13 protein-coding genes are annotated in these 16,941 nt (G+C 74.7%); 11 read left to right on the top strand and 2 right to left on the bottom strand.

Annotated elements, in window-relative coordinates; all coding sequences use genetic code 11:
* Positions 1-60 precede the first annotated feature (60 nt).
* The 9 genes from PYR91_RS01325 to PYR91_RS01285 all read left to right on the top strand — a co-directional run bounded on the left by PYR91_RS01325 (position 61) and on the right by PYR91_RS01285 (position 12,392).
* Entirely contained in the window at positions 61-1,431 is a 1,371-nt protein-coding gene (locus PYR91_RS01325; protein WP_279777003.1) for a chitinase, read from the top strand.
* Positions 1,432-1,564: 133 nt separating this feature from the next.
* The gene (locus tag PYR91_RS01320; RefSeq protein ID WP_279777002.1) at positions 1,565-2,578 is read left to right on the top strand and encodes a phosphotransferase; all 1,014 of its coding nucleotides are present in this window, start codon (positions 1,565-1,567) and stop codon (positions 2,576-2,578) included.
* Positions 2,579-2,710: 132 nt separating this feature from the next.
* Entirely contained in the window at positions 2,711-3,172 is a 462-nt protein-coding gene (locus tag PYR91_RS01315; protein WP_279777001.1) for a hypothetical protein, read from the top strand.
* Positions 3,173-3,328: 156 nt separating this feature from the next.
* On the top strand, positions 3,329-3,694 hold the full coding sequence (locus PYR91_RS01310; protein ID WP_279777000.1) for a CU044_2847 family protein: 366 nt from the start codon (positions 3,329-3,331) through the stop codon (positions 3,692-3,694).
* Positions 3,695-3,725: 31 nt separating this feature from the next.
* Positions 3,726-5,678, top strand: coding sequence for a trypsin-like peptidase domain-containing protein (locus PYR91_RS01305; protein ID WP_279776999.1), 1,953 nt, complete (start codon positions 3,726-3,728; stop codon positions 5,676-5,678).
* On the top strand, positions 5,671-6,669 hold the full coding sequence (locus tag PYR91_RS01300) for a MoxR family ATPase (RefSeq protein WP_279776998.1): 999 nt from the start codon (positions 5,671-5,673) through the stop codon (positions 6,667-6,669). The genes PYR91_RS01305 and PYR91_RS01300 overlap by 8 nt, the downstream gene beginning before the upstream one ends.
* A complete protein-coding gene (locus PYR91_RS01295) occupies positions 6,669-10,661 on the top strand; it encodes a tetratricopeptide repeat protein (protein ID WP_279776997.1) in 3,993 nt (1,330 codons plus the stop codon). The genes PYR91_RS01300 and PYR91_RS01295 overlap by 1 nt, the downstream gene beginning before the upstream one ends.
* Before the next feature lie 166 nt (positions 10,662-10,827).
* Positions 10,828-11,595, top strand: coding sequence for a DUF4239 domain-containing protein (locus PYR91_RS01290; RefSeq protein ID WP_279776996.1), 768 nt, complete (start codon positions 10,828-10,830; stop codon positions 11,593-11,595).
* Entirely contained in the window at positions 11,592-12,392 is an 801-nt protein-coding gene (locus PYR91_RS01285; protein ID WP_279776995.1) for a hypothetical protein, read from the top strand. Before PYR91_RS01290 ends, PYR91_RS01285 begins: the two co-directional genes overlap by 4 nt.
* 231 nt (positions 12,393-12,623) lie before the next feature.
* Here PYR91_RS01285 and PYR91_RS01280 read toward each other — a convergent pair whose 3' ends face one another.
* Positions 12,624-13,829 (bottom strand): TIGR03118 family protein, encoded by a 1,206-nt coding sequence (locus PYR91_RS01280; protein ID WP_279776994.1) that lies wholly within the window; start codon positions 13,827-13,829, stop codon positions 12,624-12,626.
* 498 nt (positions 13,830-14,327) lie between these two features.
* Between PYR91_RS01280 and PYR91_RS01275 the strand changes: the two genes are divergently transcribed.
* Positions 14,328-15,233: a dihydrodipicolinate synthase family protein gene (locus tag PYR91_RS01275; RefSeq protein WP_279776993.1), complete on the top strand. Its 906-nt coding sequence runs from the start codon at positions 14,328-14,330 to the stop codon at positions 15,231-15,233.
* Complete coding sequence (locus PYR91_RS01270) at positions 15,230-16,015, top strand: ribonuclease activity regulator RraA (protein WP_279776992.1); 786 nt, start codon at positions 15,230-15,232, stop codon at positions 16,013-16,015. Before PYR91_RS01275 ends, PYR91_RS01270 begins: the two co-directional genes overlap by 4 nt.
* 191 nt (positions 16,016-16,206) lie before the next feature.
* On the opposite strand, the gene PYR91_RS01265 is transcribed toward PYR91_RS01270, so the two are convergent.
* Complete coding sequence (locus PYR91_RS01265; RefSeq protein ID WP_279776991.1) at positions 16,207-16,890, bottom strand: GntR family transcriptional regulator; 684 nt, start codon at positions 16,888-16,890, stop codon at positions 16,207-16,209.
* Positions 16,891-16,941: the final 51 nt, after the last annotated feature.

The following is a 16,941-nucleotide window of genomic DNA, read 5'->3' as shown; positions in this document are numbered from 1 at the left end:
GGATGGTTTCCACCGCAACGCCTCGTGCAGGCTCGGCCCTCCAAGAAAGCGACACCCCCCATGAATCCGGAACGCTCCGGCCGTCTCCGACTGCGGCTGCTCGCGGGCGCCCTCGTGGCGTCCCTTCCCCTCATCGCGACGGGCCTGACGCCCGCCCACGCCGCGACCGGCCAGATCACCGGCTACGGCGGCAAGTGCGTCGACGTCGCCGCCGCCAGCAGCGCCAACGGCACCCAGGTTCAGCTCTACACCTGCAACGGCACCAACGCCCAGTCGTGGACGACCGGCACCGACGGCACCATCCGCGCCCTCGGCAAGTGCCTGGACGTCAACGCCGCGAGCACCGCGAACGGCACCAAGGTGCAGATCTACGACTGCAACGGCTCGGCGGCGCAGTCGTGGACGGCCTCCTCCGACGGCACCCTGCGCGCCCTGGGCAAGTGCCTGGACGCGACCGGTCCCAGCTCGGCCGACGGCACGCCCCTGCAGATCTGGGACTGCAGCGCCTCCGCCAACCAGCGGTGGACGCTGCCGGGCGGCACCACCCCGCCGCCCCCGGCCGGCAAGATGCCGGGCGCGCCGTACCTCTACATGGGCTGGGGCAGCCCGCCCAGCGCCACCTCGGTGATGAGCGCGACCGGCGTCCGGTCGTTCACCATGGCGTTCATCCTGTCCGGCGGCGGCTGCGTCCCCAGGTGGGACGGCAGCAGGCCGCTGACCGGCGGCACCGACGCCCAGACGATCTCGGCCATCAAGGGCGCGGGCGGCAGCGTCCAGGTGTCCTTCGGCGGCTGGTCGGGCAACAAGCTCGGCCCGAACTGCTCCACGCCGGCGGCCTTCGCCGGGGCGGTCCAGGAGGTCATCAACGCCGTCGGGCCCGCCGTGGTCGACTTCGACATCGAGAACACCGACGAGTTCTCCAACTACACCGTTCAGGACCGCATCCTCAACGGGTTGAAGATCGTCAAGCAGAACAACCCGAACGTCAAGATCGCGGTCACCTTCGGCACCGGGATCAACGGCCCCGACTCCCACGGCATCCGGCTGATCAACCAGTCGAGGGCCCTGAACGTCCCGATCGACAACTACACGATCATGCCGTTCAACTTCGGCGGCAGCAACATCTACCAGAACACCGTCAGCGCCTCCGAAGGGCTGAAGAACGCCCTGAAGAGCGCGTGGGGCTGGTCCGACGCCCAGGCGTACGCGCGCATGGGCATCTCCGGCATGAACGGCCTGTCCGACCAGCGGGAGACGACCACGACCGCGGCCTGGACGCAGATCCGCGACTGGGCCAAGGCCAGGGGCCTCACCCGCTTCGCGTTCTGGTCGGTCAACCGCGACCGCCCCTGCTCGGGCGGCCTGACGGAGACCTGCAGCGGCGTCCCGCAGAGCAACTGGGACTTCACCCGCATCACCGCCGGTTTCTGACCCGTACCAGCCCCACGGCCGGGCGCCCGCACCGCACCGGTGCGGGCGCCCGGCCTCCGTCTTCGCGGTCGGGGCCGCCGCTCGTTATCATCCGGACGTTTCGCCGTTGCGGCCGTGATCACGAGGAGAGCGCATGGAGGTCCACGACCTGTCGGGCGGGGGCGACGTCATCGCCCGGGTCGAGGGGGTGGCCCGCCGGGCGCTGCGGCGGTACGGCCTGTCGCCGGACGCCGAGGTCAAGCTGATCAACGTGTCGGAGAACGCCACCTTCCTCGCCACCGACGGCGACGCCCGCACGGTGCTGCGGGTCCACCGGCTCGGCTACCACGCACCCGAGGCGATCGCCTCCGAGCTCGACTGGCTGACCGCGCTGCGCGAGGAGGCGGGCGTGCCGACGCCGGCGGTGCTGCCGGCCCTCGACGGCTCGCGGCTGGTCGCCGTCGACGACCCCGGGGCGGCCCCGCGCACCTGCGTGATGTTCGCGTTCGTCCCCGGCGCCGAGCCCGCCGAGGACAGCCTGGTCCAGGACTTCGAACCGCTCGGCGCGCTCACCGCGCGCATGCACCGCCACGCCCGCGGATGGGCACGGCCGCCGGGGTTCACCCGCTTCCACTGGGACGTGGACGCCGCCTTCGGGCCCCGGCCGCGCTGGGGCAGGTGGCAGGACGGCGCCGGCGTGGACGGCGAGGCGCGCGCGGTGCTCTCGCGCCTGGAGTCGGCCCTGCGCGACCGCCTGGCCCGCTTCGGCACGGGCCCCGACCGCTACGGGCTCATCCACGCCGACCTGCGCCTGGCCAACCTGCTCGTCGACCCCGCCCCGGCGGGCGGCGCCGCCGTCACCGTCATCGACTTCGACGACTGCGGCCTGAGCTGGTACCTCTACGACCTGGCCGCCGCCGTGAGCTTCATCGAGCACCATCCGCGCGTCCCGGAGATGGTCGACTCGTGGGTGCGCGGCTACCGGACCGAGCTCGGCCTGCCCGCCGAGGACGAGCGTGAGATCTGGACCTTCATCATGTTCCGCCGCCTCCTGCTGGTCGCCTGGATCGGCTCCCACTCCGCGGTCGACACCGCCCGCGAGCTCGGCGCGGGCTACACGCGGGGGAGCTGCGACCTGGCGGAGCGCTACCTGACCGGCTCCCTCTGAGCGCCCTCCCGCCCCGCGCCGAGGACCTGTCCGAAGAGTGCGGAATGCGGGATCCTGCTGTGTGACGTCCGGATCGGTGCGAGCATGGTGCCGACCCGCCCATGATCGTCGCCACCGTCTCCGGGGGAGGCCATGACCGTACACACCCCCGCCGAGGCGGGCCTCGCCGCCCGCCTGGCCCGGCGCGCCGACGCCGGCGACATCGGCGCCTGCCTGCAGTCGTGGCTCGTCACGCTGCTCGACGACCGGCTGCCGGAGGCCCGCGACCGGCTGCGCCGGGCCGCGGACGCCGGACAGGAGGACGCGGTGCGGCTCCGCGGCCTCGCCTCCCCCCGGGCGGAGGCGGCCAAGCTCGCCTACGGGTACGGCGTCGCCTACGAGGGCGACGGCGAGATCGGCGCCGCGCTCTTCTTCTACGAGCTGGCCGGCGGCGCCGGCCACAGGTGCGCCGCCTTCCGCCTCGGCACCGTCCACGCCGACCGCGGCGACCGCCGATCGGCCGCCGTCTGGCTCGCCCGCGCGGCCGAGGCCGGCCACCCCGAGGCCGCCGGCCGCCTGGACGAGGTGCGCCGGGCCCCGGGGACGCCGCCGTAAACCGCTGGAGACACCGTGGCCGTCTCTCGTAGCCTGGGCCCTTCCGCGCGAATTCCGGCGGGGCGCCCGCGATGCCGTGAAGGCATAGAATCCCTTACACGTGGCGGCACGCGGCTATCGGTTGCACGATGGACGACGACGGGCGGGGTGCGACGTATGCAGCAACTGGTTGAGGTGGCCCTGCCCGACGGGCAGACCATCTGGGCACGGGTCAGCGTGCAGCCGGGGCCGCGCGACTCGGGTCTGTTCGACGGCGCGGTGCGCACGGTGAAGGGCTTCGACACCACCCTGCGGGCCGTCGCGGCCAACGTCCGCGAGGCGGTGGCCGGCGCCGGGCCCGAGCAGGTCAGCGTCGAGTTCGGCATCGAGGTCGCGGTCGGCAAGGACGGTCTGGTGGCGGCGCTCGCGGGGGCGAGCGGCACGGCCACGCTGAAGGTCTGCATGAGCTGGTCGAGTCCGCCCCAGGCGGAGGCCGGCGGTTCCGGCGGCCCGCGCCCGGCGGCGCGGTCCTCCACAGGGTGAGGCGGTCCACGGGGAGGCGCTAGTCGACCACATGATGACAACGGCGGACCACTTAGGCCGGCTGATGAAGAGCTGCCTGGTGCAGGTGCGCGGCTCCACGTTCGGCAGCGGGTTCTTCGCAGCACCCGGGCACGTCGTGTCCTGCGCCCACGTCGCCGGCCGGCCCGGCGACCCGGTGAAGGTCTTCTGGGAGGGCGGCGAGTTCGAGGGCACGATCGCCGACGCCTCCCCGGCACCCGAGGGCGGGGAGATCTGGCCCTACCCCGACCTGGCGATCATCACGCTGGCACGCCCGCCCGACGCCCATCCGTGCGTCTGGCTGGACGACCGCATCCCCGACGGCGGCACGCTGCTCAAGGCCGCCGGCTACTCCGACAAGTACCGCGCCGTCCCCGAGCGGCTGACCGCCGACTTCGCCTACAGCAGCGACCAGGATCTGGACGGCGGCCTGATGCTCCGCCTGAAGAGGGACGAGGTGCCCCCGGGCATGTCCGGCGGCCCCGTGCTCAACACCCGATCCGGCGGCGTGTGCGCGATGGTCAAGGCCACCCGCATGGAGGACACCGACATGGGCGGGCTGGCCGTGCCCGTCGGAGCCCTGCGCCGCTTGGCCCCCGCGGCCTACAGCCGTCTCATCCGGGCCCACGACGCCTTCCACGGACGCGACCACGGCTGGGCGTCGGCCGCCGACGAGCTGGCCGCCGCCTCCCCGGCGCGCCGGGGAGCCATCCCCAGGTCGGAGGAGCGCGCGATGTTCGCGCTCATGTCCGGGCTGCCGGGCGCGGGCAACCCGAAGGCGGCGTTCGCGGCCGTCGCCGGCCCGCTTGTGCCGCTGCCCGAGACGCCCATGCACGAACATCGCGACGTGGTCAGCGAACTGGAGGCCATGGCCCGCACCGTCGACGACGTCCCCCGGGGGCTGCGCTACGCGGCCACGCTCGCGGGCGCCACGCACGGCGCGGCGGGCGCGCGCCTGTCCGAACGGGTGCACCTCATCGCCGGCATGCTCGGCCTCGGCGACCGCCTGCACACGCCGCTGACCCCGCGGCGGCCCGGCCCGCCGTCCTCGGTGATGGTCCGGCTGCGGCCGTCGCGGCGCGACCACACCCGCTACCACGTCGGCATGTGGCGGTACGAGGGGCCGGCGGCCATCACTCCCGCGGGCCCGGAGTCGCCGGCCGGGCCGCTGCCGGAGGCGCTCGCCCTGGTCAGGGAGCGATTACCCGAGCAGCTCGCGATCCTGGGCCGCTCCGGCGAGACCACCATGGTCGAGCTGATCGTCCCGCGCGACCTCATGGAGGAGGACTTCGACTCCTGGAAGCTGTGGCCGCGCCGCGCGTGGTCCAGCCTCGGGCGCAAACACCCCGTCGTCCTGCGCGACCTGGAGCGCCTGGAGGACGAGGAGCTGCACCCCGACTGGAAGCGGCGGTGGAACCACTTCCTGCGCGACTCGGCCGGCGCGCCCGCGCTCGTCTGCAACGGCGACCGCCTGGACCACGAGGTGCTGGAGGGCTGGATCGAGTCCGACCCCACCCTCGCGGCCCTGGTGCTCGCCGGATCCCCGCGGCACACCTCCTCCGGCGCGGCCCTGGAGGTCGCCCTCGCGGCCGGCATCCCGGTGATCATCTGGCGGCGCACCGACACCCTCGACTGCCCACGGGGCGACCACCCCCGGTGCGCGTCCGGCACGGGGGCGCCTGACGCCCTCGAACCCCGCGCCCGGCCCGTCGCCGGGGCGCGGGCGGACACCGGGCGGGACGTCTGCGCCGCGCACGACTTCCACGCCGAACTCACCGGGCCCGCGGCGCGCGAGGCGTCCACGCCGTGGCCCGAACGCGTGCGGATCCTGCGCGGCGAGGCGGTGTCGGCCCGGGCCCCCGCGCACTACGCTCAGGGCCTGGTCCTGCTCTGGGACGACCCCGAGCGGCGGATCTCCGACCCCCCGATGAGGTACGCGCAGGAGAGGTATCAGGCCGATGGATGACTGGCTGGTCTACACCGGCGACGGCGAGCCCCACGACGGCATCGCGCGGCTCCCCGACCCGCCTCCCTGGCGCACCTTCTACGACGACCCCGCCACCCCGTTCGACCGTGAGAAGGTCTCGGGCATGTCGGCCAGGTGGCCGCAGCGGGCCTCGGCCTACCAGCCCGACCCGCACACCGTCGAGATGGTCAACGCCGCGCTCTACCTGCGGCGGCCCCTGCTGGTCACCGGCGACCCCGGCGTGGGCAAGTCGAGCATCGCCTACGCCGTGGCCCGCGAGCTGCGCCTGGGGTCGGTCCTGCGCTGGCCCATCACCAGCCGCAGCACCCTCAAGGACGGCCTGTACCGCTACGACGCCATCGGCCGCCTGGAGGAGGCCAACCTCACCCGGACCGCCCTGGACGACACGCCCGCCGGCGCCGGCATCGGGCGCTATCTGCGCCTGGGCCCGCTGGGCACCGCCCTGGCCCCGTACGAGGTGCCCCGGGTGCTGCTGGTCGACGAGATCGACAAGAGCGACATCGACCTGCCCAACGACCTCCTGGACGTCTTCGAGGAGGGCGCGTACGAGATCCCCGAGCTGGCCCGGGTCGCCGACTCCGGCCCGGTGCCGGTGACCCCGGCCGACGACGGCCACCGGGTCACCGTCACGGCGGGCCAGGTGCGCTGCCGCGCCTTCCCGTTCGCCGTGCTGACCAGCAACGGCGAGCGCGACTTCCCGCCCGCCTTCCTGCGGCGGTGCGTGCGCCTGCACCTGCCCACGCCCGACCGTGCCCGGCTGAGCGCCATCGTGCGGGCCCACCTCGGCTCCGACGGCGCGCACGCCGACCGGCTCATCTCCATGTTCCTCGACCGGCGCAGCGTCGGAGAGCTCGCGACCGACCAGCTCCTGCACGCCGTCTACCTCGCGCGGCACGCCAACGGCGCGGCGGGCATGAACTACGACCGCCTGGCCGAGCTCGTCTTCCAGCACCTGAACCACGTGCGCTGATGTCGCTGGAGCGCTTCCGCGCGCTGTTCGGGGAGGTGGGCGGGGTCGGCGATCCCACGCCCAGGGAGGTCGCCGAGGTGCTCTGGCTGGCCACCCGCCTCCCCGTCCGCGCCACGGCGCCCGAGACCGCCGAGGGAGGCGACGACGAAGAGGCCGGCCGCGACACCGGCGACGACACACGCGAACGTCCCCCGGCCCCGGCGGAGGTCGTGCCCGTGCTCGTCGAACCGCCGAACGAGCCCGAGATCCCCGTGTTCGCCCCGCCGCCGCCCACGCCGCCCGGCGGCGCGGGCCGCGCCCCGGCCAGGCACGTGCGCCTCGGCGGGGAGCCACGCCTTCCCGCCCGGCTCGACCTGCTGCGCGCCCTGCGCCCGTTCAAGAAGCGCGTCCCGGTCGCGCACTCCTGGGAGCTGGACGAGGAGGCCACCGCCCAGCACGTCGCCGAGCACCGTTTCCTGTCCCGGGTGCCGGTGCTGCGCCCCACGACCGGGCGCTGGCTGGACGTCGTGCTCGTCGTGGACGGCCACCCGACCAGCCTCATGCTGTGGGAGCCGCTCGCGCAGGAGGTGCGCCGGCTCCTGGAGCACCTGGGCGCCTTCCGCGACGTGCGCGTGCGCTACCTGCACGCCGAACCCGGCGGCGCACCCGGGCTGACCGCGCACGTCACCGACCCCGCCAGCCGGTCGCGCGACCTGTCTGAGGTACGCGACCGCACCGGCCGCCGCCTCGTGCTGCTGCTCACCGACGGCGTCGCCCCGGCCTGGCGGCACCCCGGGGTGCGCGAGGCCGTTCGGCAGTGGGCCTCGGCCGGGCCCGTCGCGGTGCTGCAGGTGCTGCCCGAGCACCTGTGGCACCGCACCGCGCTGCCCGTCGTCGCCGGGCGCCTGCGCCGCACCGGGCCTTCGGCCGCCAACGCCGACCTGGCCTTCACCGGGCACCGCAGGCGCACGCGCACCCTGGCCCCGGGAAGCGTGGTCGTCCCGCTGCTGGAGATCGCGCCCGACTGGGTGCGCCCCTGGGCCGAGCTGGTCGCCGCGACCGGCGACCGCGGCATCGAGACCGCCGTGGCCGTCTTCCCGCCCCCCGTCCGCGCCGTCGCGGCGTCCCGGGACGTCCCCGCCGAGCCGCCCGGTTCGCCGGGCCCCGCCGTCCCGCCGGAGTCCGCGGGCGCCGCCGCCGGCCCCGCCGGGGCGCGGGCCCGCGCCGCGCCGCACGGGCCCGGCCACGCGAACGGCTCGGCCGACCCGGCCGTCCCGCTCCAGGCCTTCCACGCGGCGGCCACACCCGAGGCGTTCAAGCTGGCCACCCTGCTGTCGGTCGTCCCGCTGAACGTCACCATCATGCGCATCGTCCAGGAGGCCATGCTCCCGGGCAGCCCGCCGACCGTCCTGGCCGAGGTGCTGTTCAGCGGGCTCATCCAGCCGCTCCCGGTGACCGGGCCGACCCGGCTGGAGGACGTGCCGCACGAGTTCGTCCCCGGCGTGCGCGCCGCCCTGTTCGAGACCCTGCGCACCCACGAGGCCGAACGGGTGCTCGCCGAGGTCACCGGCTTCGTCGAACGCCACTCCTACACGCCGGTCGCCCGGGTGTCGGGCCTGATCGCCGACCCCTCCGGGCTCGCCGAACGCGACGCCGACGGCATCCCCTGGGCGAGGCTGCACCGGCACGTCCTGTCCCGCCTAGGCCTGCCCGCGCCGCCCGCCCCTGCTCCGCCCGCCGCCCCCGCTCCGGCCGCGCCCGCGCCCCCGCGGCCCGGCGCCCCCGCGCCCGGGGGCGAGCCGGGCGCCGAGACCTTCGGGGACGCCGTCCCGGCGCGGCACCCCGCGTTCCACGGCGGCGTGGACGGCCAGGGCGGCGCCCGCGACGGCGCGGCCGGCCCCGGGGCCCCGCGCGCCGACCACGGCGAGACCCACCTGCGGCGGCACTTCCTCCCGCTCGCGCGCGGCGGCGAGGAGGAGGACGCCCGATGGCACTTCTCCGGCCGGCGCGAGGCCCTGTCCGAGATCGTGCGCTGGCTGCGCGGCTCCGACCGCCCGAGCCGCGCCGCGCCCATGCTCGCGGTCACGGCCGGGCCCGGGTCGGGCAAGAGCGCGGTGCTCGGCATGGTCGCCCTGCTCGCCGACCCCCGGTTCCGCCCGGAGGTCCCGCTCGACGGCCTGCCCGCGACCGCCGTCCCCGACGACGGAGCCGTCGACGCGGCCCTGCACGTCCGCGGCCTGACCGACCAGCAGGTCCTCGGGCAGCTCGCGGCCACCGCCGGCGTGGACGCCGACACCGTCGAGGACCTCGTCACCGCCCTGGACGATCGCGCGGGCCCCTTCACCGCCGTCGTCGACGGCATCGACGAGGCCCTCACGCCGCACACCCTGATCGACCAGGTGCTGCTGCCGCTGGTCTGGTGGGGCGAGGGCCGCCTGCGCCTGCTGGTGGGCACCCGCCGGCACCTGGTGAGCCGGCTCGACCAGGCCCCCGCCCTGGTGATCGACCTGGACGACCCCCGGTACGCCGACCAGGAGGCCCTCGCCGGCTACACCGGCCGCCTGCTCCGCCACGCGCGCCCCGGCAGCCCGTTCCGCGAGGCGCCCGACCCCGCGGTGGCCGCGGTCGCGGCCGCCGTCGCCGCGGCCGCCGCGCCGTCGTTCCTGGTGGCCCGCATCGTCGCCACCACGCTCGCCGCGGGCGACGCCGTCCCCGACCCCGCCGACCAGGGCTGGCGCGAGAGCCTGCCGAGCATCCCCGGCGAGGCGCTGCGGTTCGACCTCGCCAGCCGCCTCGGCGAGCACGCCGCCCGGGTGGAGGACCTGCTGCGCCCGCTGGCGTACACGGCGGGGGAGGGGCTGCCGGGCGAGTTCTGGGCGCCGCTGGCCTCCCGCCTGGCGGGCGAGAGGTACACCCGGGCCGACGTCGAGTGGTTGCGCGGCGTCGCCGGCTCGTACGTCGTGGACGCCGTCGAGGACGGCCGGCCCGTCCACCGCCTCTACCACGCGGCCCTGCGCGGGAGCTTCCAGGAGGAGTCGGACGCCGCGTCCGTGCACGGCGTCTTCACCTCCTTCCTGCTGGGCCAGGTCGGCGAGCTGCACGACGGCGTGCGCCTGTGGGAGACGGCCCACCCGTACACGCTGCGGTACCTCGCCGCGCACGCGGCCGCGGCCGGCCGGGTCGACAGGCTCGTCACCGACGTCGACTACCTGGCCAACGCGCGCCCGGAAGCGCTGCTCACCGCCCTCGGGCAGGTCACCGGCGACTACGGGCGGCGCGTCCGCGCGGTCTACCAGTCGTTCCTCAGGCTGCACCCGCCGTCGGACGGGCCGAGCCGCCGCGAGTCCCTGTGCGGCCTGCTCGAACGCTCGCAGCCCTACCTCGGCGCGCACAACCTGGAGCCCGGCGCCGTCCTCGGCAAGCGCGCCGTCGGCCGCGGCGAGCTGGGCCACTGGCGCGAGTCGCACACCGTCAACAGCGTCGTGTACGAGCGGCGCCGCAGGAAGCTGGGCGACGACCACCCCGACACGCTGGCGGCGGGCGACGAGTTCGCCGTCGGCCTGTACGCCCTCGGCCGGCGCGGCGAGGCCCTGACCGTCGTCGAGGACGTCTACGCCCGGCGCTGCCGCGTGCTGGGCTACGACGACCCGGCCACGCTGACCTCGCAGAACAACCTGGCCACGCTCATGTACGCGCTCGGCAGGCGCAGGGAGGCCGCCAACCTCTACCGCGACGTGTACGGGCGGCGGCGGCAGGTGCTCGGTGACGACGACCCCGACACGCTGACCTCCAAGAACAACCTGGCCACGACCCTGTTCGCGCAGGGCAAGCGCAGGGAGGCCGCCAACCTCTACCGCGACGTCCTCGAACGGCGCGGCAGCGTGCTGGGCGAACGCCATCCCGACACCCTCACCTCGGCCGGCAACCTCGCCTCCACCCTGCTCGCCCTGGGCCGGCGCAAGGAGGCGCACAGCATTCTGGGCCGCTACCCCGCCCGGGGCGGCCGCGCCTGACGCGCCGGGCCCTCGTGCCGGCTGTCCGATGGCGGACATCTCACCTCTGCCATCCACATCTCCGCGATTGTCCGCCCTGGATGGTCACCTAATGTGATAGCCATGTCACGGCATGCGTTCGGCAAGGGGTCGGGCGTTCACGCCATACGAGGTTATGGAGATGGTCATGCTGGTAGGCGTTCTCGCCGTGGCCGCGGCGCTCGGCGTCGTCGGGGCGGCCGCGTTCCTGTTCCGCAGATACGGCCGCGGCAGTTCCGACCCGGTCCCCGACGGGCCGACCGCCGGGCACGCCGGGTCGATGCTCTCGGCCCTGTTCCTGCTCGTCTTCGCCATCGCGATCGTCGTCCCGTGGACGACCGCCGACGCCGCCCGCCTGAACACCTACACCGAGAGCCACGCGGCCGTGGAGACCTACTGGGCGGCCGCCGGCCTCCCCGCCCCCGCCAACGCGCAGGTGCAGGGGCGGGTGCACGACTACGTCCGGTTCGTGGTCGACAAGGAGTGGCCGCTCATGGCCGAGGGCCGGCTCAGCCCCGAGGGCGAGGCGCGGCTGAACGCGCTGCGCACGCAGGTCACCAGTGTGGTCACCTCCACCGACGACGCGAGGAACGCCCAGGCCGACGTGCTCGACCAGGTGCAGGACATGTCGTCCTCGCGCCGACAGCGCGCCGCCGACGCCCGCGCCGCCCCGCCGCCCGGCGTGCTGCCGCTCACGATCGTGACCGGCCTGTTCGTCATCCTCTTCCCGTTCCTGGCCGGGGCCAGGCCCCGGGGCTGGACACTGGTTCCGTTGTCGCTGATGGCCGGCCTGCTCGGCATGGGCGTCTACCTCACCTGGCAGATCTCCCACGTGTTCGCCAGCGGCCTTTCCGTCGGGCCCGACGCGTTCACGGCCGCGCTGCTGGAGTTCCAGCAGATCCCCTCGATCGGATGACCATGGCCCCCTCGCGCACCGCGGCGCTCCTGGCCATGTCCATCGCCGCACTCACCGCCGCCGCCCCCCTCCCGTCCGCCGCCTCGTCCGGCCCGCCGCACGTCGCCTCGCCTGATCCGGGTGCCGGCGAAGCCCGGGGCGCGGCGCCGGTCACCGGCGGCGCGCCCGGTGCCGGCGGGGCGCCGGTCACCGGCCCGCCGGGCGGCGGCGCTGCGCCGGGCGCCGCGAGGGTGGTGGTCGGCGGCCAGGAGGCGGGCGCACCGGGGCGGCCGGGGGAGGCCGGGCGCCAGCGGCTCGTCGCGGGCACGGGCATCGTCGTCTGCGTCGACCTCGACGTCGTGGTGAGCCTCCGGCTCCGCCTCGAAGTGCTGAACGCCCCGCCCGTCTGCCCGCGCGCCGCGGCCCCGCCGTCGCGGCCCGCGCCGCCGGCCGTCCCGAGCCCGGCGCCGCCTCAGCCCGCGCCCCCGGCTCCGCCGGCCCCGCCACCGGCGGCCTCCCCGCCGCGAGCCGCGCCCGCGCCCCCGCGGGCCCGGCCGCCGAGGCCGCCGCGCGTCGCGGTTCCGGTGCCGGCGATCGTGCGGGCCCGGCCCGATCCGTCGGCGTCGCCTCCGGCGCGGCGCGGGCCCTCTCCCACGCCGACGGCCCCGGCGGTGACGCCGTCCGCCGCCCCGCGAGTGCTCTCGGCGGGCATGCCGCCGCCCCGGCGCCGCAGCCCGCTCTCCACGGTCATGATCGTGGTCATCCTGTCCACCATGATCGCGTGCATCGTGAGCGTCGCGTTCGCCGCCGTCCGCTGAGGGTGGCTCCGGGCTTTACTCGGGCGTGTTTCCGCTGTCAAGTCAGGTGTTTGGGAAACATCGCCCGAACGACCGAAAGCCGGCTGCGAGGGCGCGCCACCCTCGCAGCCGACTTCCGCTCATTCGGGCGGGTCGAAAGCATTGTTAATTCTGATTACAGAGAATTCCCGATGTGGTGGAGCCGCCAGCCCGCGGCTGAAGCGCGGCTCCCGGGTGTGTCACCTCCAGTGATCAGTAGCCCGAGTCGTTGTTGCTGTTGTTGTTGCTGTCGGAGGAGGGCTTCGGCTGGGGGGCCGTCGGTGAGGAGGAAGGCCTCGGCGTGGTGTTCGCCGCGTTGGAGGGCATGATCAGGCCGACCAGGCCGTGCTGGGCCTTCTGGACTCCGGCCGAGAACCAGATGGCGTTCTCGCCGCCGCTGGCCGCCGTGCCGCGCTCCAGGTCCCACAGGCCTTCCCAGGCGAGGGGCTTGCCGTTGGTGCCGCGCAGCGGGCCGAGGAAGCGGCCGGTCCTGCGGTCCCAGGCGTTGATCCAGCCGTTGCCGAAGTTGCCGACGAGCAGTGCTCCCGCGTACTGGCCGAAGCCCGCTGGGGCCTCGATCATGGCCCACGGGGCGTTGAGCGCGCCACGGGCGGCGACGCGTCCGAGGAAGCGGCCGGTCGCGGAGAACCGGCTGATGAAGCCGAGGCCCTTGCCCGCGATCGACTTGCCGGTCCGGGCGTCCCGCTTGGCGTAAGCGATGTAGACGGCGCTGCCGACGATCTCGACGTTGAAGGCCGAGTAGCTGGACGGCAGGGCGCGGTCGCGGAAGGCCGAACGCGACATCCGCACCCGGCGGAAGTCCTCGTCGAAGACGTCGATCCGGTTGTGGGCGAAGTCGGCCGCGAGCAGGAAGTTGCCGCGGTTGGTCGGCATCATGGCCAGACCCTTGTAGTCGGCGTACCTGGTGAAGGCCGAGATGATGGCGTTCTTGGGGTCCACCTCCGCGTTCCAGCCGCTGATGGCGCCGCTGGGGCTAGCGAAGATGAACTGGGCCGGACCGCTCGCGCCCTTGCTGTGGATCTCGAATCCCTCGCCACCGTTGAAGACCTGCCCGGTGGGCGTGCCACCGGGGATGGTGACCTCGGTCTTCTCCTTGGTGATGAGCCCCGCGCCACCCGAGTAGACGGTGGCGGAGCCGGTGCCGGCGTTGGAGACCCACAGCGTCTTACCCATGGCCAGACCCCACGGGTTGACCAGCTTGGGGTCGGTGACGTCCGCCTTGCCGGCCACGTCCGAGATGAGGGGAACCCCGGCGAATCGCGTGGCCGTCTTCGTGGTGGTGGACTTGGCGGACTCCTTGGTCGGCGTGGACTCTGACGTGGCGTGCGCGGGGATCGTGCCGGTGGTTATGCCCAGGACGAGTGCCGCAGCGCAGAACGTGACGATGCGTGGCCGCATCAGGCCTCCTATGTCATCTGCATGTGCGTACGGTCGGAGGTACGCGGCCCCCGGGGGGACGGTTCAAACAGAATCTTTATTTATTTCCGACACCCTCGAACCGGGCCTCGGAGGGTCGTCCCACGGCCCGTCCGCGCGCTCGTGGAAACGCTTGTCACGGTGCACGAAATGGGCGCCCGGGGACGGTGCCGAAGCGGGAACTCGTCTTGACTCCGCGCCGCCCGCGGTCCGGCGAGCGCTTTCCTCGGCGCCGCGGTGTGACGAGTTCGTCGCCTCGGCTTCACCCGCCGCCGCCGGCGCGGGGCTCCACGGGGAACGGACCCCGCTGACCTCGCATGCCGTCGAGGTTCCGCTCGCGCGGGCGGCGGGCGCCGGTGGCGGCGCGGTGACGGTGGGGCGAGGCGTCCCGCGGGGAGCATGGCGCCGGATATGGCATAGGCGACATGGCGATGTCTTGATATACCAGACCTCGACAGCGGCAAGTCAGGGGGAACGGCGATGCTCGAAAAGGTCAGGCATGCGCTCGGATCGGTCGTGGCGGTGCCGGTGGCGCCCTACGACGCCGCGGGGCGCGTCGACGAGGGAGCCTGTGCCGACATGGTGTCGCGCATGGTGGCGGCGGGGGTGGTGGCCGTCACCCCGAACGGCAACACCGGGGAGTTCTACTCGCTGTCCCCGCAGGAGTGCGACCGCGTGCTGGCGCTCACGGTGAGCGCGGCGGACGGGGCGGCGGTGATCGCGGGGGTCGGGCACGACGCCGCGCTGGCCGCGCGGCAGGCGGTTCGGGCGGCGGCGCTCGGGGCGCACGGTGTCATGGTCCACCAGCCCGTCCACCCGTACCAGTCGCAGGACGGCTGGGTGGCCTACCACCGGGCCGTGGCCGACGCCGTGCCCGGTCTCGGCGTGGTCTGCTACGTCCGCTCGCCGCTCGTCACGGCCCGGGCGGTGGGACGGCTGGCGGAGGCGTGCCCGAACGTGGTGGGGGTGAAGTACGCGGTGCCCGACCCGCTGCGCTTCGCCGAGATGGCCGGCGAGGCCGGTGGGCTGGTGTGGGTCTGCGGGCTGGCCGAGAGCTGGGCGCCGTTCTACTGGCCCGGTGGCGCGCGCGGCTTCACCTCCGGGCTGGCCGCGGTCGTCCCGGAGCTGTCGCTCGCGCTGCTGCACCGGCTCCGGGCGGGCGACACCGGCGGCGCGATGCGGTTGTGGCGGCGGCTCAAACCGTTCGAGGACCTGCGCGCCCGGCACGGCAACGCCAACAACGTGTCGGTGGTGAAGGAGGCGCTGGCCCAGCTCGGCCTGTGCCGAAGAGACGTGCGGCCACCGATCTCCCCGCTGCCGGAGACCGAACGGGCCGAGGTCGCCGCGCTGCTGGGCTCGCTGCGCGTCATGGCAGGTGCCGCGTGACCGGCCCGCGGGACGCCGGCGGCCCGGGGCCGGTAGGGGCGCCCGGCCCGGAGCGTGACGACGACGCCGTCACGCCCGAGGTGATCGAGGCGCTGCGGCGGGTGTCGACGGCCACCGTCACCACCCAGCTCTTCGCCCGGGGGCTGCGCAACGCGTTCCTCGCCGGGCTGCGGCCGCTCAACCCCGCCAGCACCCGGATGGTGGGGGAGGCCTTCACGCTGCGCCACATCCCCGCCCGCGAGGATCTCGACGTGCTGGACGTGTTCTCCGACTACGACCACCCGCAGCGGCGCGCGGTCGAGTCGGTGGGGCCGGGCCAGGTGCTGGTGATGGACTGCCGGGGCCAGACCAGGGCGGCGTGCATCGGGGGCATTCTGGCCACCCGCATGCTGCGCCGCGGCGCGGCGGGCCTGGTCACCGACGGGGCGGTGCGCGACTCGCCGTTCTTCGCCCAGCTGGAGCTCCCGGCGTTCGCGGCCGGGGTCTGCGCCACCACCAACCTGGCGCGGCACCACGCGGTCGACCTGCAGGTGCCGATCGGCTGCGCGGAGGTGCCGGTCTACCCCGGCGACGTGATCGTGGCCGACGCCGAGGGCGTGGTGTGCGTACCGCGCCAGATGGCCGCCGAGGTGGCACGCAAGGCCCTGGAGCAGGAGCGGATGGAGGAGTTCATCCAGCGGGAGGTGGAGGCCGGCGCCCCGCTGCGCGGCACCTACCCCCCCGACGAGGACACCTTGCGCCGCTACCACGCCTCCCTGCCCGCCGACCGGAGACCCCGCTGAGCGCGGGGGCGCGCCGCGCGTCGTCGCGCGGGCGCGGTGAGGAGCGGCCCGGGGGATCCCTCGCGGCCCGGACACCGACGGGCACTGGGGCCTTCGCGTCCCCCGACCGGCGACGGGAGGCGACGGTGCGCGGCGAGTTCCCCTGGACCCGCGCTTAGCGGCGAGGCCGAGACACCGGAACGGCCGGGGCGTCAGGAGGCGGGGGCGGGGGCGAGGTGGGTGAGGGAGCGCTTGACGTGCGCCCGGGTGAGGCGCTCGGCCTGGGCGGCGTCACCGGCCTCGGCGGCGAGCAGGATTCTCTCGTGCTCCTCGAACTCCTCCCGCCAGGTGGGCCACCGCCGCCACAGCACCGTGACGGCGCCGAGGGCGGTCAGGTCCTGCAGGTTGTCCAGGTGCGCGGTGACCAGCTCGTTGCCGCAGCCGGAGTACAGGGCGCGGTGGAACCGGCGGTTGGCCAGGCTCAGCGCCGCCGGGTCCTGCCCGGACAGCAGCTCGCCGGCCTCGGCCAGCGCCCGCCGCGCGGACGGCAGGCCGCCGGGGCGGGCGTGGCGGGCCGCGCCGGCCACGGCCCACGGTTCGAGCAGCAGCCGCACCTCGGTGGCCTTGCGCAGGTCGACGGTGTCGAGCACCCTGACCGTGACGCCGCGGTTCGGGCTGATCGTCACGAGCCCGGAGGCCGCGAGCCCGATCAGGGCCTCGCGCACCGGCGTCTTGGAGACGCCGAGCTGCTCGGCGAGCCGCCGCTCCACCAGCGTCTCGCCCGGCTTGATGCGGCCGGAGAGTATCGCCGTCCGGATCGAGCCGGCGACGAGATCGGTTCGCGTCGTGGCGCGGGCCACCGGCTGGAGGGCCGGCTCCTCGGTGGTGTCGTACACCGGCATATCGTTTCGCATCCCATCGTGATCTCGTGCGGCTACTCCCGAAAC

Source organism: Sphaerisporangium sp. TRM90804 (assembly GCF_029846175.1).
Lineage (GTDB): Bacteria > Actinomycetota > Actinomycetes > Streptosporangiales > Streptosporangiaceae > Sphaerisporangium.
Note: the sequence above shows the minus strand (reverse complement) of the source record. Positions and strands in the feature narration are given on the sequence as shown.

Bases quoted from the DNA above. Each gene is read 5' to 3' on its own strand.
- PYR91_RS01325 (WP_279777003.1), top strand. From the start codon at position 61: ATGAATCCGGAACGCTCCGGCCGTCTCCGACTGCGGCTGCTCGCGGGC.
- PYR91_RS01320 (WP_279777002.1), top strand. From the start codon at position 1,565: ATGGAGGTCCACGACCTGTCGGGCGGGGGCGACGTCATCGCCCGGGTC.
- PYR91_RS01315 (WP_279777001.1), top strand. From the start codon at position 2,711: ATGACCGTACACACCCCCGCCGAGGCGGGCCTCGCCGCCCGCCTGGCC.
- PYR91_RS01310 (WP_279777000.1), top strand. From the start codon at position 3,329: ATGCAGCAACTGGTTGAGGTGGCCCTGCCCGACGGGCAGACCATCTGG.
- PYR91_RS01305 (WP_279776999.1), top strand. From the start codon at position 3,726: ATGATGACAACGGCGGACCACTTAGGCCGGCTGATGAAGAGCTGCCTG.
- PYR91_RS01300 (WP_279776998.1), top strand. From the start codon at position 5,671: ATGGATGACTGGCTGGTCTACACCGGCGACGGCGAGCCCCACGACGGC.
- PYR91_RS01295 (WP_279776997.1), top strand. From the start codon at position 6,669: ATGTCGCTGGAGCGCTTCCGCGCGCTGTTCGGGGAGGTGGGCGGGGTC.
- PYR91_RS01290 (WP_279776996.1), top strand. From the start codon at position 10,828: ATGCTGGTAGGCGTTCTCGCCGTGGCCGCGGCGCTCGGCGTCGTCGGG.
- PYR91_RS01285 (WP_279776995.1), top strand. From the start codon at position 11,592: ATGACCATGGCCCCCTCGCGCACCGCGGCGCTCCTGGCCATGTCCATC.
- PYR91_RS01280 (WP_279776994.1), bottom strand. From the start codon at position 13,829: ATGCGGCCACGCATCGTCACGTTCTGCGCTGCGGCACTCGTCCTGGGC.
- PYR91_RS01275 (WP_279776993.1), top strand. From the start codon at position 14,328: ATGCTCGAAAAGGTCAGGCATGCGCTCGGATCGGTCGTGGCGGTGCCG.